This is a genomic window from Chitinophaga sp. sic0106, assembly GCF_019219075.1.
Taxonomy (GTDB): Bacteria; Bacteroidota; Bacteroidia; order Chitinophagales; family Chitinophagaceae; genus Chitinophaga.
The window spans coordinates 144,086-161,429 of the sequence record NZ_JAHUWJ010000006.1; the positions used below are offsets into that span (position 1 = coordinate 144,086).

Genomic DNA, 17,344 nt, shown 5'->3' on the forward strand with positions numbered 1-17,344 from the left:
GAAATACACCCGGATGATCAGATTCGTCTGTTCCTGCTTTGTCCGGAATTTTAAAAGACAAATCAGTATATGCATGAGGAAAACGTTACTCTTTCTATTCACTGTTTTGTTGTTTTGTTTGAGTGCACACGCCCAGCTAAGCGTTGTTATTACTCATACCAACATCAGTTGTGCGGGTAGAACAGATGGTTCTGCTTCTGCCACCGCAACAGGTGGTATACCTCCATATAGCTATTCCTGGTCAAACGGTGCCACTACTCGTACGCTAAGTGGACTGGCGCCTGGATTATATACCTGTACAGTAACTGCACTTGGCGGAGCTACTGCCAATGCCTCCGTGGTTATTACACAACCTGCCGCGCTTACATTCACCAGTTCTGTTACGGATGTTGTTTGTTATGGAGATGCAACCGGATCTGCTTCAGTTAGTGTCAGCGGAGGAACAGGGCCATACACCTATAACTGGCTTCCATCCGGCGGTAGTGCGGCTACTGCCAGTAACCTTATTGCCGGTGATTACCGGTGTGTAATCATTGATGCCAACGGATGTGATGTAGTAGCAAATGTGACGGTGGCTGATGGTACGCCTATATCCTATACTGCAACACAGAGCAATGTTTTATGTCGCGGAGAAAGCAATGGTACCGCCACTGTTACTGTGGCTGGTGCCGGGGGGCCATTTACCTATAACTGGCAGCCATCCGGCGGCAGTGGGGCTACTGCCTCCAATTTAGCTGCCGGCACTTACACCTGTACTATTACCAATAATGCCGGCTGTGATACTACTGTTACTTTTGATATAACGGAGCCTGCCGCTGTGCTGAGTGCCACCGCCACGCATACGGATGCACGTTGTTTTGGTGGCAGTACCGGTTCGGCGACTGTCACTGTTACGGGTGGCACTGCGCCATATAGCTATAGCTGGTCCCCCACGGGTGGCACCAGTGCCACAGCCAATAACCTGGCGGCTGGCAGTTATACCTGTACTGTAACTGATGCAAACGGCTGTACAACTACGGCTACCACTACGGTGTCACAACCGGCAGCGGCGCTGGGTGTAACTACTGCCCAAACAGATATTCTTTGTTTTGGGGCGGCAACAGGCACTGCAACGGTGACCGTCACCGGGGGGACCTCGCCGTATACCTATAGTTGGTCCGGCGGTGGAGGTACCGCCGCAACCGCTTCTAACCTATTAGCTGGTACATATACCTGCAACATTACAGATGCCAACGGATGTAAAATCACCGCGACGGTAACAATTACACAGCCGCCGCAGCTGGCATTAACAGGAACCAAAACAAATGTATTGTGTAATGGTAACAGTACAGGTTCAGGTACGGTGATTGCTTCAGGCGGTGTGGCGCCATATACTTACAGCTGGTCGCCATCCGGTGGTACAGGGGCTTCGGCCAGTAACCTGCCCGCCGGTACCTATACTGTTACGGTAACAGACGCTAATGGTTGTACGAAATCTATTACTGCTACTATTACCGAGCCGCCGGCACTGAGCGCAACTGCGACTGCCGTGAATATCCTTTGTTACGGCTCCGCAACGGGTTCGGCCACTGTGAATGTTACAGGAGGCGTTACTCCATATAGCTACAGCTGGTCATCAGGCGGGGGAAGTGCAGCTACTGCCAATAACCTCAAGGCTGGCACCTATACCTGCACCATTACAGATGCCAATGGTTGTGTTACAACTGCAACAACCACAGTTAATCAGCAACCTCAGATAACATTCACCACCTCGCAAACCAATGTGGCGTGCAATGGTGGTAATGCCGGTTCTGCCTCTGTATCAGTGAGTGGCGGAACACCCGGCTATACTTACAGCTGGTCACCCTCCGGTGGTTCTGCCGCTACAGCCAATGGTTTGTCGGCCGGAACTTATACCTGTCTGATTACGGATACTTATGGATGTGATACTACTGCTACCATAATAATTACAGAGCCGCCTGCGCTTACAGCCACTGCCACCAAAACAAATATTTCCTGCAATGGTGCCAATGATGGGACCATTAATGCCATCGTAGGTGGTGGAGTGCAGCCATATACCTACAGTTGGGTGCCAGGCGGAGAAACCACGGCAACAGTAAATGGCGTGGGTCCGGGCACCTACACCTGTATTGCTACTGACGCCAATGGCTGTACGATTACCGGTACTGTTTCGCTGACGGAGCCACCACCTTTAACCTGTTCTTCTTCCTCCACAAAGGTTAGCTGCAATGGTGCTTCAGATGGTACGGCCACGGCAGCGGCCACTGGAGGTACTGCGCCATATACCTACAGTTGGTCCACCGGCGCAACCGGCGTTTCCTTGTCAAACCTGGCAGCAGGTTCATATACCTGCACCATCACCGATGCAAACGGCTGTACTTGTCAAACCACCGTAACGGTGTCACAACCGGCAGTATTGTCCGGTTCCACCTCTGATAAGGATGTAACTTGTAACGGCGCTGCCGACGGATCAGTGTCCGTGTTCCCCAGCGGTGGTACATCTCCTTACACCTATGCCTGGTCAAATGGAGCCACTACACAGCATGTAGATAACCTTCCGCCGGGTGATTATACTGTCGTGATCACTGATGCCAATGGCTGCGTATTTAATGTAACCACACCGGCTACCATTACAGAACCGCCTGTATTATCCGGAAGTTCAACACATACGGATGTGGGTTGTAATGGACAGAGCACCGGTACGGCTACAGCTACGGCAAGCGGTGGTACTGCGCCGTACAGTTATCAGTGGACACCAAGCGGAGGTGCAGGTGCTACTGCCACGGGACTGGCAGCTGGCACTTATACCTGTAATATTACTGATGCCAATGGTTGTACTACCACTACCAGTGTAACCATTAATCAATCCACCACGCTCGCGCCAAATTTCACAGCAACGGATGTAAGTTGTAAAGGTGCAGCTGATGGTTCGGCTACTGCTGCTGTAACCGGCGGTACTGCGCCATATACTTACAGCTGGGCGCCAGGTGGGCAAACTACACCAACCATCAGCAACCAGGGACCTGGCACCTATACTTGCACGGTTACGGATGCTAATGGTTGCTCGGTACGACAAACAGTGGAAATTAAAGAACCGGCGTTGCTGGTTGCCAGGGATACACTTGTCAGCAATGTTACCTGTAATGGTGCCAGTGATGGTATAGCCAAAGTAACGCCTTCAGGTGGAACAGCACCATATACCTACAGCTGGTCGCCAGGCGGTAGTACAGCAGCAACAGCTACCGGTCTTGCTCCGGGTAATTATACAACTACCGTTACCGATGCCAATGGCTGTACAGCTACTTCTACTGTAACGGTGACGGAACCTGCAGCACTGGACGCCACCATCACCTACCATAATACCACAGGTGCGGGTAATAGTGATGGTGCTGCCACCGCGCATCCTACGGGCGGTACAGCGCCATATACCTATAGCTGGTCGCCTTCCGGAGGAACGGGAGCAACAGCCAGCGGGCTGGCACCTGGCACGTATACCTGTACGGTCACAGATGCCAATGGCTGTACCACCACGGAGACTGTAACGATCACTGATTCTGGCACTGGTCTGGGTGCATATACTAATCAGTCGGATGTATCCTGTAACGGTGCAAACGATGGTACTGCCTCTGTAACTGCTTATGGTGGCACTCCTCCTTATACTTACCTCTGGAGCCCCGGCGACTCCACCACAGCTACTATCACTGGCCTCGCGCCAGGTACATATACCTGTACCATTACAGATAATGCAGGTGCCACCCAGGTAGTGAGTGTTACTATCGTACAGCCACCGGCCTTATCAGCAACAGCTTCCTTAGGATTTAATGTGACCTGCTTTGGTGGTAATAATGGCTCTGCCATTGCCACTGCCAGCGGTGGAACACCGCCTTATACCTATAGTTGGAATAATGGCGGCACAAATGATACTATTACAAACCTTATTGCAGGTAGTTATACAGTCACAGTTACGGATGCTAAGGGTTGTACAGCTACATCTTCCATAGCTGTAGAAGAGCCTACCCAGTTAGTGGCTGCCGGTTCAGGAACTAATGTTACCTGTAACGGTTATAATGATGGTATAGCAACTGTAAATGTTAGCGGCGGCTTACCACCATATAGTTACAGCTGGTCCGGTGGTGGCGGCAGCGGACAAACAGCTACTGGTCTTGCTCCGGGTGATTATACCTGTACGGTTACTGACTTGTACGGCTGCTCCGATACTGCTTTAGTAACTATCACACAGCCTACATCACTTACTGCTGGTGGCGAAACCCGCAATGTAAGCTGTAACGGCGCGGCAGATGGTATGGCGCGCGCGCTGGTCACCGGCGGCACTACACCGTATACCTATAGCTGGGTACCTGGCGGGCAAACCCTGGATTCTATCAATAACCTGGCACCTGGAACTTACACTGCATTTGTAACAGATGCAAATGGCTGTCAGGTGATTGGTACTGCTGATATCATGCAGCCTGCTGTATTAACAGCCAGCACCACCCAAACCAATACCACCTGTAACGGCGATACGGATGGTAGTGCTACAGCTGCCGGAAACGGCGGCACCGCTCCGTATACGTATAGTTGGTCCAACGGTGCCATCACTGCTACCATCAGCAACCTGGCACCGGGCAATTACACCTGTACAGTTACGGATGCTAATGGCTGTACAGCTACTACCAGTGTTACTATTACGGAACCTGCAGTGGTTTCAGCCAATATCAACAAAGTAAATGTGAGCTGTAACGCAGGTACAAATGGCAGCATTACCCTGAGTGGAACCGGTGGTACCTCCCCATATACCTACGCATGGTCCAATGGGGCTACCACAGCAACCATCACAGGCCTGGCTGCGGGCACCTATACCTGCACCATTACCGACCTGAGGGGATGTACCGGCACCGTTACGGTGGATGTTACGCAGCCAGATGCCATTACCGGTGTGGTTACACAAACCAATGTATCCTGTAATGGTCTTTCTGATGGTATTGCCAATCTTGCTGTCAGCGGTGGTACAGGGCCATATACTTACCTCTGGGCACCACAGGGCGGTACCGGACCTATTGCTACCGGCTTACCTGCCGGTGCGTATACCTGTACCGTTACGGACACCAGGGGCTGCACAGGAGTTATTAATGTAACCATCACCCAGCCAGATGCCCTGGTGGTAAATAAGCATCAGGAAAATGTGACCTGTAACGGCGCCGCAGATGGTAAAGTTGTACTCACTCCTGTGGGTGGTACAGCGCCATACACCTATACCTGGTCAACCGGAGGAACTGATTCCATTGCTACCGGCCTGGCACCTGGCACGCACCAGTATGAGGTGAAGGATGCCAATAATTGCAGTGTTAACCAATCTTTTGAAATTGCAGAACCGCCAATACTGGTTGCAGGCAACACCCACACCGATGTGCAGTGTAACGGCGGCAGCGACGGTACTGCCACTGCAACAGTGACCGGGGGACGAACTCCATACACTTATCTCTGGACTCCCGGCAATCAAACCACCGCCACAGCTACCGGCCTCGCTGCCGGTACCTACCTCTGTACCATTACGGATTCCAGTGGATGTACCACCACCACTACCGCTATAATCGGACAGCCAACCGTGCTCACGGCAACTGTGTCGTTTACGGATGTTACCTGTAATGGCGCTGGCGACGGTACCGCAGGTGTTACGGCTTCAGGCGGTACCAGCGGGTATACCTACCTGTGGTCAAATGCCGCAACTACCGCATCGGTAACTGGGCTGGTACCGGGTACTTACACCTGTACCATCACGGATGCCCATGGTTGCGACACCACCATAAGTGTAGATATTCAACAGCCGGACCTAATCAGCTTTACCACCAGCCAGGTGAATGTGTTGTGTAATGGTGCGGCTACTGGATCAGCGACTGTAACCGTCGACGGCGGAACAGTACCATATACTTATAGCTGGTCACCTTCAGGTGGTAGCGGCAACACTGCCAGCAACCTGCTGGCAGGTACTTATACCTGTACTATTACAGATGCACATGGATGCGATACCACGGTAGATGTAACCATTACCGAACCTACAGCCGTTACTTTCACTACGTCACAAACCAATGTTGATTGTAATGGTAATAACACCGGTAGTGCAACCGTAGTAGCAACCGGAGGGGTAGGGTCATATACTTATTCGTGGTCACCATCCGGAGGTACCGCCGCTACCGCATCTAACCTGATAGCAGGCGTTTATACCTGCGATATCACCGATGCTAATAATTGTACCGTAACAGCAACAGTCACCATCACCGAGCCTAACGAGCTCCGTGCTACCACCTCACAGGTAAATGTAAACTGTAACGGAGAAAGCACAGGTAGTGCAACAGTAACAGTTACCGGCGGTACCACGCCATATGCTTATCTCTGGTCCAACGGAGCCACTACAGCAACTATAAACAATTTGGCGGCAGGCACGTACACCTGTAACATTACAGATGGGCAAGGTTGTACTACCAGTGCCACCGTCATTATAACGCAAAAAGCTGCCTTCACCGTCCGAATTACACCTGGTAATGTATTATGTAACGGCGGCAACACCGGTAGTATATCCCTGGCCGTTAGCGGAGGTACTTCCCCTTATACTTACCTCTGGAGTAATGGCGCTACCAGTGCCACCGCCAATAACCTGGCAGCAGGCACCTATACGGCTACCATTACTGATGCCAATGGGTGTGATACCACTGTATCTTCCACTATCACTGAGCCCACTGCTTTTGCAGTAACGGCATCACAGGTAAATGTGAATTGTAATGGAGAAAGCACCGGTAGCGCTACAGTAACTGTTAGCGGGGCCACCAGCCCGTACCAGTATTACTGGTCGAGCGGTGCCACTACTGCCACTGCCAATAACCTGGCAGCAGGTACTTACACCTGCACCATTACTGATGCCAATGGCTGTGATACCACTGCTACCTTTACGATTACAGAAAACGATGCACTGGCTGCTAATGTCACCCTTCAGAATGTATTGTGTAATGGAGGTAATACCGGTAGTATATCCGTGGCCGTTACCGGTGGTACAGCGCCATACGGGTACCTATGGAGTAACGGAGCTACCACCGCCTCAGTGAGTAATCTCACTGCCGGCCTTTATACAGTTACCATTACCGATGCCAATGGTTGTGATACCGCTATCACCACGCCGGTGACAGAACCTCCGCTTATTACCTTTACCACTGCCCAGGTAAATGTGGAATGTAATGGTGATAGCACAGGCAGTGCCTCGGTAACAGTTAGCGGCGGTGTTTCGCCATATACCTATTCCTGGTCAAATGGCGCTACTACTGCTGCTGTCAATAACCTCACCGCTGGTACCTATACCTGTACCATTATGGACGATAATGGTTGTGATACCTCCACTACTTTCACCATCACGGAAAAAGATGCTGTAACGGGTACTACTACACAGGACAGTGTTTTGTGTAAGGGAGGTAATAATGGTAGTGTGACGTTGACGGCCGCTGGTGGCACCGCTCCGTATACCTATTCCTGGAATAACGGGGCAACTACTGCCGTAATCAACAACCTGACAGCAGGGATTTACATTTGCACCATTACAGATGCCAATGGCTGTACAGGAAGGGTGATTGCCACGGTTGCAGAGCCGGAGCTGTTGACCTTCACCACCTCCCAAACGGATGTGAATTGTAACGGCGCGCAAACGGGTTCAGCCACCATCAACCCCGACGGCGGCACCCGGCCATATAGTTTCCTTTGGTCTAATGGTGCTACTACACGTATTGTAACCGGCCTTGGCGCTGGTACATATACCTGTACTATTACAGATGCCAATGGTTGTGATACTACTGCTACCATAACCATTACGCAGAAAGACGCGTTTACTGTAGGCGTCACCACCGTGGAGGTTAGCTGTAATGGTGATAGTAGTGGCAGTATATCCCTTGCCGGTAGTGGCGGCACGGCACCTTACACTTACTCCTGGAGTAATGGTGGTACTACCGCTGCTATTGGCAGTCTGACTGCTGGAACTTATACCACCACGCTCACAGATGCCAATGGTTGTGATACTACCTTCAGCGTTACTATTACCCAGCCGGATGCACTGGTGTTTACTACTTCACAAACAAATGTGAATTGTAATGGCGACAGCACCGGCACGGCTACAGTTAATCCAGACGGCGGTTTAAGGCCATATCGTTACAGCTGGTCAACAGGTGAAACGACGGCCAGCATCAGCAATCTGAAAGCAGGCACTTATACCTGCACCATAACCGACAGAAACGGTTGTGATACCACTGCTTCCATTATTATAACTGAAACAGCAGCGATTACTGCTGCTATTACACAAAATAATGTGTTGTGTAACGGTGGAAATACTGGCAGCCTGTCGCTGGCAGTAACCGGCGGCACAGCACCATATACTTACCTGTGGAATACGGGTGCCAATACTGCGGGCATCAGTAATCTCACCGCCGGAACTTATACCTGTACTATTACCGATGCAAATGGATGTACCGGTAATAGCAGTGCTACCGTTACTGAGCCGGATCTGTTAATTTTTGCTACCTCCCAGGTAAATGTGAACTGCAACGGCGCTAATACCGGATCGGCCACCGTAAATCCTGACGGCGGCAGCAGGCCATATACTTACCAATGGAATACCGGCGCCACTACCGCCACCATCAGTAATCTTACAGCGGGTACATATACCTGCATCATTACTGACCGCAACGGTTGCGATACCACCGCCACTGTCACCATCACTGAAAAAGATGCGATTGCTACGGTGGTGTCCCAGGATAATGTATTATGCAATGGTAATAATACCGGGCGTATATCCCTGGTCGTTAGTGGTGGTACTGCTCCGTATACTTATGCATGGAGTAATGGTGCCACTGCTGCCACTGTCAGCAACCTTGCTGCGGGCACCTACACTGTTACCATTACCGATGTAAATGGTTGCGATACCACGCTGAGCACTACTATCACACAGCCGGATTTACTTGGTTTTACCACCGCACAAACGGATGTGAATTGTAATGGAGGCAGCACAGGTACAGCCAGCGTTACAGCCACTGGCGGCACGCTGCCTTATGCTTACCTGTGGAACACCGGTGCTACCACTGCCACTATCAGCAACCTGGCCGCTGGCACCTACACTTGTACCATTACCGATGCAAATGGTTGTGATACCACTGCCACCGTTGCCATTACAGAAAATGCAGCCATTACCGGCACGCTCACCCAGCAAAATGTATTATGCAATGGTGGTAACACAGGCAGCTTGTCTGTAACCGTAACGGGTGGCACAGCTCCGTATAATTACTTATGGAGCAATGGCGCTACTACCGCCACTATCACAGGTTTGACAGCAGGTAGTTATACCTGTACCATTACAGATGTAAATGGCTGCACGGGTAGCGTAACCGGTACTATCACCATGCCTCCAGCGCTTGCCGTTGCTACCACAGCATCCAATGTGAACTGCAATGGCGGTAATAATGGTACGGCGTCTGCAACTGCCACCGGCGGCACTGCTCCTTATACTTACCTGTGGAGCAATGGTGCCACCTCATCTACCATTAATAACTTAATAGCAGGAGATTATATCATTACGATTACGGATGCTAACAGCTGTACCATTAGTGATACCGTTACGCTGACGCAATCATCTGCTATCATTGCGGATATAACCCATACTGATACCAATTGTAATGGAGGAAATACCGGCACAGCTACCGTTTCTGTAACCGGTGGAGTGCCGCCATATCAATACCTGTGGAGTAATGGCGCTACCACCGCATCAGTTATGAATTTGGCAGCAGGAACATACACCTGTAAAATTACCGATGCGAATGGTTGTGAACAGACCGTTAGTACGACGATTTTGACGAACGGATATGAGGCGGTTAAACTCGTGGCCGATGCCAGTGGTAATAACATCGCAGATGAAAATGAGGTGCTCACATATACCATCAGGGTCAGGAATACCGGAGCAATCACCATCAACACGATCACTATCACAGATGCAATTCCGCAGCGTACTACATTTATCAGTAGTGCTACCGGTACAGTCAATAATAATGTCATCACCTTCAGTGATACCAATCTTCCGGCTGGCCAGCAACGGGATTATGTGTTTACGGTAAGAACGGATGAAGGTATTCGTGGTAGTATCCCTCAGATCGTCAATACCGCTGATGTGAAAGTGGTTACTGCCGGTAACGTCCAATGCTCTACCCAGGTTACTGTTGTAATACCGGTAGAACAGCGCCTGCCATTGGATCTCAGCGTGCAAAAGCAAACGGAAAACAAACCAGTAACCGTACCCGACAAATTTGATTATACCATCATTGTGAGCAATAAGGGAGCAACCGCATTCCCTGTAACGGTTACGGATACACTGCCTGCCGGGCTTACCTATATTAGTAGCATTCCAAGCAGGGGCGTGGCCAGTTATAACACTGCTAACCGGGTGCTCACCTGGACATTGGATTCGCTCGTGGATAATGCCAGTGAATTGCTGACAATCCGCGTACAGGCGGATGCCATGGGTACCATTGTCAATACCGTTTCTGTTACCAGTCCTCAGGTAGATGAAGATCTTACCAATAACACGGCAACTGTTAAGAAAGAGGTGATTCCTTTCCATATACCGAACGTAATCACCCCTAATGGCAGTGGTCAGAACGACAGGTTTGTGATCAAAGGACTGGAGCTGTACTCGGAAAATGAAATATTATTCTTTAACAGATGGAACGCAAATGTTTACCACCGGAAGAATTACCAAAACGATTGGGATGGCAGCGGCCTCAATGAAGGTACCTATTTCTATATTCTGAAACTGAAGGATAGTAATGGTGTGTGGCATACCTATAGAGGAAATGTACTGATATTAAGAAAGTAAGGTGGACCCTGGTCAGTTTCAAATTGTTTGTTTTGTTAAAATATAAGCCATGAAAAAGAATCTGTTAGTGTTGTTATTTTGTTTGGTTTGTGAGCAAGCCGCAAACGCCCAGCAAGACGCTCAGCTTAGTCAGTATATTTTCAGTGGGCTGTATATAAATCCCGCATACGCCGGTTACCGGGAAATGTGGAATGTCAATGCCTTTTACCGCAATCAATGGTCAGGGTTTCCGGGTGGCCCCAAATCCGTAGCGCTGGCCATTGATGGGGTAGCAAGGGAAGGCAGGTACGGACTAGGTCTCAATATGTCAAATGATGAAATCGGTTTACAGGGAACCTCCACCTTATACGCCAGTTATGCATTTCGTATACCTATCGGGCACTATGAAGAAGACAAACGATTATCCGTTGGGGTGAGCGCGGGGTTTATTCAGAGCCGGATTAAAGTGGAAGCTTATGACCCTACTGATCCGGTTGACAGTGATCCTACATTGTATAATTCCTTGCGGTCTAAATTTACACCAGATGCCCGGTTCGGCGTATTCTACAGCTCCAATACCTTTTATGCAGGCCTTTCGGTCGATAACCTGTTGACCGCCGCCTATGATGCACGTAAAGATCCGGGAAACATTTTTGCAGAGCGGAAAGTACATATGTATGCTACAATTGGTGGTATGTTTACTTTGTCAGAAAATTTGCAGATAAAGCCGGGCCTGCTGGTCAAGGAAGATTTTGCCGGTCCTACCAGTCTGGATGTAAATGCCTTTGTAATATTGAAGCAGATGTTCTGGATAGGAGCGGGGTATAGGACAGCTATCTTAAATAAACCACGTATACAGGATGATCTCAATAAGTCTGGCGCTATCATTGGTATCGCACAGGTGTTTATAGGAGAGAAATTCAGGATAGGCTACGCCTATGAATATACTACTAATGTGGTAGGCATGGGCAGCTATCCAACCAATGAATTGTCTGTCAGCTATTTCTTTCCTACCATCCGGACCAGGGCAATATCCCCCAGGTATTTTTAACGCTATATATTGGATTTAAGTTGTAGGTGTTTTAGGAGATATTACCCTCAGTTGGGTAGCAGCCATGATTTTCTTTACGGCGATGGTGAGCTGGGCTTCCACCGTTTTAACGGATAAATCCAGCAGCGTGGCTACCTCTTTATACTTCATGCCATCTTCCTTAATCAGTTTGAAAATCAGCCTGCAGCGTGGCGGAAGGCCGGCAATGGCTGCATTGAGCTGTTTTCCCATTTCTGCTGATATCATTAACTTCTCCGGATCAGCCGTGATATGCACCATTTCTCCCGCAACGGTGCTAAGATCAGTAGTATACTGAGCCTGTTCTTTACTGAGTTTGGTAATGGATTCGTTTTTAACAACAGTATAGAGGTATACGTCCAGGTTGTGAATAGCAGGTAGCCGGCTACGTTTATTCCATAGCATTACCAATGCATCATTAGTAATCTCTTCGGCCAGTTCTTTAGTTTTAACGATAGAAAAGCTCAGCCGGAACAAACGTATAAAATAATGCTGGTAGATCAGCTTAAATGCCTGCTGATCATCAAACATAACAATCTTTTCAATTATTTCACTAATAGCGATTTTGGTCATTACGGCTGTAAAGTAACCACTATTCTTAATGGCAGGCTGGTGTTAAATTGTTTTAAACCAATGTTATTTTGTTTTTTTAAAATTCTTTTAGGGGTTTTTTCAGATTTCATACTCCTTTATGAATATGGAAAACGAAAGAGCCCTGTATTTGATTACGCGTAAGCTTGCCGGTGAAGCCACTCTGTCCGAATTGGAAGAGCTGGATGCGCTGCTGGCAAACGATATCGCCATGCAATACAGTGTGTCCCTGTTGGAGGAATTGGAAAGCATGCCCACACTACCCCAAGGGGAAGAGGAGCAGATGTTGCAATCCCGGCTGGCCCGTTTGAACCTTAGTGAGGAAATGCCTGCAACAAAGCGTCGTATCCTACCTATCCTAAAATGGGCTACAGCGGCGGCCGTGGCAGCATTGATGGTAAGCTCTGCGGGCTGGTATTTGTATAAAAAGAAAAGCCATTCTTCTATCACTGCCCGCGAAATCTCCACCAGACCGGGTTCCAGAACGAACGTAGTACTGGAAGATGGCACACGGGTATGGTTAAATGCAGACAGTCGAATTGAATCGGTACAGGGTAAACGCGAGGTAACTCTTACCGGTGAAGCCTATTTCGATGTGGTAAGTGATGCCAATAACCCTTTCATAGTGCATGTAGGGAAAATAGATGTGCGCGTGCTGGGTACTACACTCAATATCAAAGCCTATCCAGGACAGGGCGCGGTGGAAACCTCCCTTATCAAAGGGAAGCTGGAAGTGGACCTGAAAGAGGGGAGTGGCAGGAAAATAGTATTGCTGCCCGGTCAGAAAGCGGTAGTCGCCACACCTGGCGTCCAGCCACCGGATCAGCTTATGCCAATAGATTATGCAGTAAGTAATATGGCCACGGATTCTACCACAGGTCAACTCACAGAAACCGGCTGGTTAAATAACCAACTTTCATTTAAACAACAAAGTCTGCCAGAAATATTACAAGAATTAGAGAGATGGTATGGCATTAATATAGAACTGAAAAACGATCGATACAATCAGGAAATAATCACCGGAACATTCAAAGACAAAGACCTATACCAGGTTTTACAAGCCCTGCAACTTTCTGCGGGATTCAAATTTCATACTGACAGTTTGGGAGTCCACATTTATTAACCAAATAAAAATTATTATGCTGTAACGCAGATTCCACCAACATTCTACATGAAAAAAGGCAGGAAGTGTTGGCCCACTCCCCGCCCAAAGGAATTAACACCATCTACATATATCTCCTTGCTTGAACACCGGGAGCTGTAAATGGCATTTTATTACCCAGAATCTAAAGATAATGAAGAAAAAGCAGGCAATTAAAAAGATTTTGTTGCTTATGAAGCTGACAACATTCCTGATCTGCGGTGCATTGATACAGGTATCCGCAAAAGGCTATTCCCAGGTCAAACTCTCCCTCGACTATACAGCTGTGAGTCTGAACAGCCTTCTGGATAGTATTGAGAAAAAAAGTGATTACACTTTTGTGTACAACAACAAGCTCACCGGGAACACTACAAAAGTGGACGTGCGGGTAAAAGATAAAACCGTACCGGAAATACTCGCGCGCGTGTTGCTGCCTATGGGACTTGATTATAAAATCATGTCCGATAAAATGATCGTGATCCTTTCTGCCAGCGCAGAACAGGCGTTCAAGGTAACGGGCAAGGTGACCGATAAAAATGGTATGCCACTGATCGGCGTAACCGTGAAAGTGGATGGTGCTGCTGTAGGTACCACTACCGATGCGCAAGGAGCCTATACACTGGCTGCTTCCGAAAAAGGTGCGCTGGTGTTTAGTTTCATCGGCTACCTGCCACAGCGTGTTATGATAGAGAATCGCCCGCATATTGATGTGATTTTACAGGAAGATACCAAAGGCCTCAACGAAGTAGTAGTTACGGCCATGGGCATCACCCGCCAGAAACGCTCCCTTACCTATGCGGTAAGTGAAGTGAAAGCAGCGGAAATCATGCATGCCGGTGCTGATAATATCGGTAGTGCATTGGTAGGTAAACTGCCCGGTGTAGACCTCGTAGGTATGACCGGCGGCCCAATGAACGGTACCCGCATCAATATCCGTGGTATCAATTCCATCGATGGAAACAGCCGCCCGCTGATTGTACTCGATGGTATTCCTATTACAGATAATGACGACTCATTTGCAGGCCGCGGCGGTGGCAACAACGCCAAAGGTTCCCTGCTCAACTATATTAACCCGGATGATATTGAAACCATCACGGTACTGAAAGGCGCCAACGCTGCTGCACTATACGGCTCCCAGGCCCTTAACGGCGTATTGGTGATCACCACCAAAAAAGGTAAAAGCGGTAAGAAAGGTTTGGGAGTAGAAGTATACAGTGATTATACCTACAATCAACGCGCTTTCATGCCGGAATACCAGAATGAGTATGGCTCCGGTACTACACCGTACTTTACGACTTTTGCGGCTGATGGTACACCTATTTATACCGGTACGTCTACACTTAATTTCGGACCTAAACTGGACGGCAGAACCGTACAATGGTGGGACGGCCAGAAACGCCCATGGGTAGGGCAACCGGATAACTTCAAGGATATATTCCAGGATGGTTATACCAATAGCAACCGCGTGAGCGTAAATGGTTCCAATGATAAGAGCTTCTTCCGCTTGTCTGTCACCAATTTCAACTACGGCGGATTCATGCCTAACATGAAACAAGGCAGGAACTCCCTGTCGTTTGCCAGTGGCTACCAGATCTCCAGCAGAATTAAGGTGGATGTACAACTGATGTATAATAACATCAACAATACCAACCCTCCGCAGCGTATTGACCGTGCCTCCAACTACCCTATGGCCAGGAACGAAATTACTTCGCTCTACGAAAGCAACTACAAAAATGCACTGGGGTATTACATGACGGATTCCATTCGTAAAATAAGCAGCAACTTCCGGGATAATATTCTCCGGCCGCTATTTTGGGATCAGCTCGAAAACCGCTACACATCTAACCAACAACAGATACTCGGAAGCGTGACGGCTACTATCGAGCTGGCAAAACCGCTGAGCCTGCGACTGAGATATGGTACCAACAGGTATTTCAACCTCAACGAAACAAAAGAAAAGTGGCTGCAGGTATCTGACCCAACCAATGCTGCAGATTTACAGGGAAACTACTCCCGTACACTGGATAACAGCTATCGCAACTATGTGGAAGCGTTACTGACCTATAATAAATCAATCAGTAAAGACTTTAAACTGTCTCTCACTGCCGGAGCCTCCGGTGATGATTCCTATGGTTATGTCAATACCTCATACGTAAGAGGTTTGCGTTTCAGAGATATCTTTTCGCTGAATAATAATAAGGCAGTGGATAACAATGCTCCACGCGGTAGCGACGGTGGCGAGCGCTATATGGCAGTATTCGGATCTGGCCAGTTAGGTTTCCGTGACTGGCTGTTCCTGGATGTTACAGGTCGTAACGACTGGTCCAGCAAGCTGCCGGTACAAAACCGCAGCTATTTCTATCCTTCTGTGGGCCTGAGCTATATCCTGTCGGAAGCAGTGAAGTTACCAGAGGTCATCAATTACATGAAATTCCGCGGTTCCTATGCGCAGGTGGGTAATACCGTGCCTTCCCGCTATTTTGCGAATGAAGGATATACCTACACCAATTACTCGCTGCCGGATGGCACCTTTGCTGTTAAGTCCAGCGTGGCTACCAGCGTGCCACCACTGGATATCCGCGCAGAGAAAAACTACTCCCTGGAATTTGGTATGGAAGCGGCCTTTATTGATAACCGCCTCAAACTGGATCTCACCTATTACAGTAATAAAGGTGTAGACTTAATCAATGCGGTAAACGTAACGCCTTCAAGCGGTGCTTCCTCCATCCGAATCAACTCCGGTTCCATCTCCAATAAGGGTATTGAAATCCAGCTCAAAGGAGATATCGTGCGTGGTAAGGACTTCGGCTGGCAGGCTACCCTCAACGGTACACAAATTAAAAGGAAAGTACTCTCCCTGGCAGATGGTATCAAAGAAAGGGTAATTGGCAATCCCTTCAGTGCCGTATTTAAAGCGGTACCTGGTGACGCACCTTACGATATATACATGAACAAAATTGCCCGCGATGCCAAAACAGGTAAGCCTTTGGTAGATGCCAACGGCCTCTGGAAGTTTGATGGAGCCCTGTCCAACATGGGTAATGCGCTGCCTAAATGGTACGGCGGTTTCATAAATGATTTCAACTACAAAAACTTCCTGCTGACAATTGCGGTGGATTATCGTTATGGCGGTAAAATCGTTTCTTATTCCAATACACTCATGAACGGTGCAGGTGTATCTAAAGAATCCCTGTATGGCCGTGATACAGAACACGGGGGTATTTCATTCTATACCAACGACGCCGGTAAAAATATCCGCCTGGCAAATGGAGAACAGCCGCCGGCTGGTAAAGTACTCCGTACAGATGGTATGCTCATTGATGGTATCAAACCAGATGGTACGCCAAACGATTTGATCGTGTCGGCTGCTAACTATTATAACAGCCGTTATGGCGGATTTGCTACAGAGGATGCGGTATTCGACAATAACTATATCCGCCTGGGTGAAATCTCCCTGGCTTACCGCCTGCCAAATAATATCTGCCAGAAACTATCGGTTCAAAATGTGACGTTCTCACTGATTGCCCGTAACATCGCTTACCTGTATAAGTCGCTGCCAAATGTGACTCCTAACAGCGGTTTAGGTACAGATGCGATCAACAGTAATTTTGAGTACAGCGCATTTCCATCTGTTCGAAACCTGGGAGGTTCCGTTAAAGTAAACTTCTAA

At 48.7% G+C, this 17,344-nt stretch carries 5 protein-coding genes; 4 read left to right on the forward strand and 1 reads right to left on the reverse strand.

The genetic code is table 11. The features are described 5' to 3' along the window. Nucleotides 1-73: 73 nt before the first annotated feature. Both KW844_RS11145 and KW844_RS11150 read left to right on the forward strand, forming a co-directional pair. Nucleotides 74-10,894, forward strand: a complete 10,821-nt coding sequence (locus tag KW844_RS11145; protein ID WP_218376806.1) for a gliding motility-associated C-terminal domain-containing protein — start codon at nt 74-76, stop codon at nt 10,892-10,894. Between the two features lie 49 nt (nt 10,895-10,943). After that, nucleotides 10,944-11,924, forward strand: coding sequence for a type IX secretion system membrane protein PorP/SprF (locus KW844_RS11150; RefSeq protein WP_218376807.1), 981 nt, complete (start codon nt 10,944-10,946; stop codon nt 11,922-11,924). 15 nt (nt 11,925-11,939) lie between these two features. Here the strand turns inward: KW844_RS11150 and KW844_RS11155 are convergent, their stop codons facing one another. Next, nucleotides 11,940-12,515, reverse strand: a complete 576-nt coding sequence (locus tag KW844_RS11155; protein ID WP_218376808.1) for an RNA polymerase sigma-70 factor — start codon at nt 12,513-12,515, stop codon at nt 11,940-11,942. A 124-nt stretch (nt 12,516-12,639) separates the two neighbouring features. Between KW844_RS11155 and KW844_RS11160 the strand changes: the two genes are divergently transcribed. Further along, nucleotides 12,640-13,656 carry a FecR family protein gene (locus tag KW844_RS11160; protein WP_218376809.1) on the forward strand — a complete coding sequence of 339 codons (1,017 nt, stop codon included), beginning with the start codon at nt 12,640-12,642 and terminating at the stop codon, nt 13,654-13,656. A gap of 211 nt (nt 13,657-13,867) precedes the next feature. After that, on the forward strand, nt 13,868-17,344 hold the full coding sequence (locus KW844_RS11165) for a SusC/RagA family TonB-linked outer membrane protein (protein WP_218376810.1): 3,477 nt from the start codon (nt 13,868-13,870) through the stop codon (nt 17,342-17,344).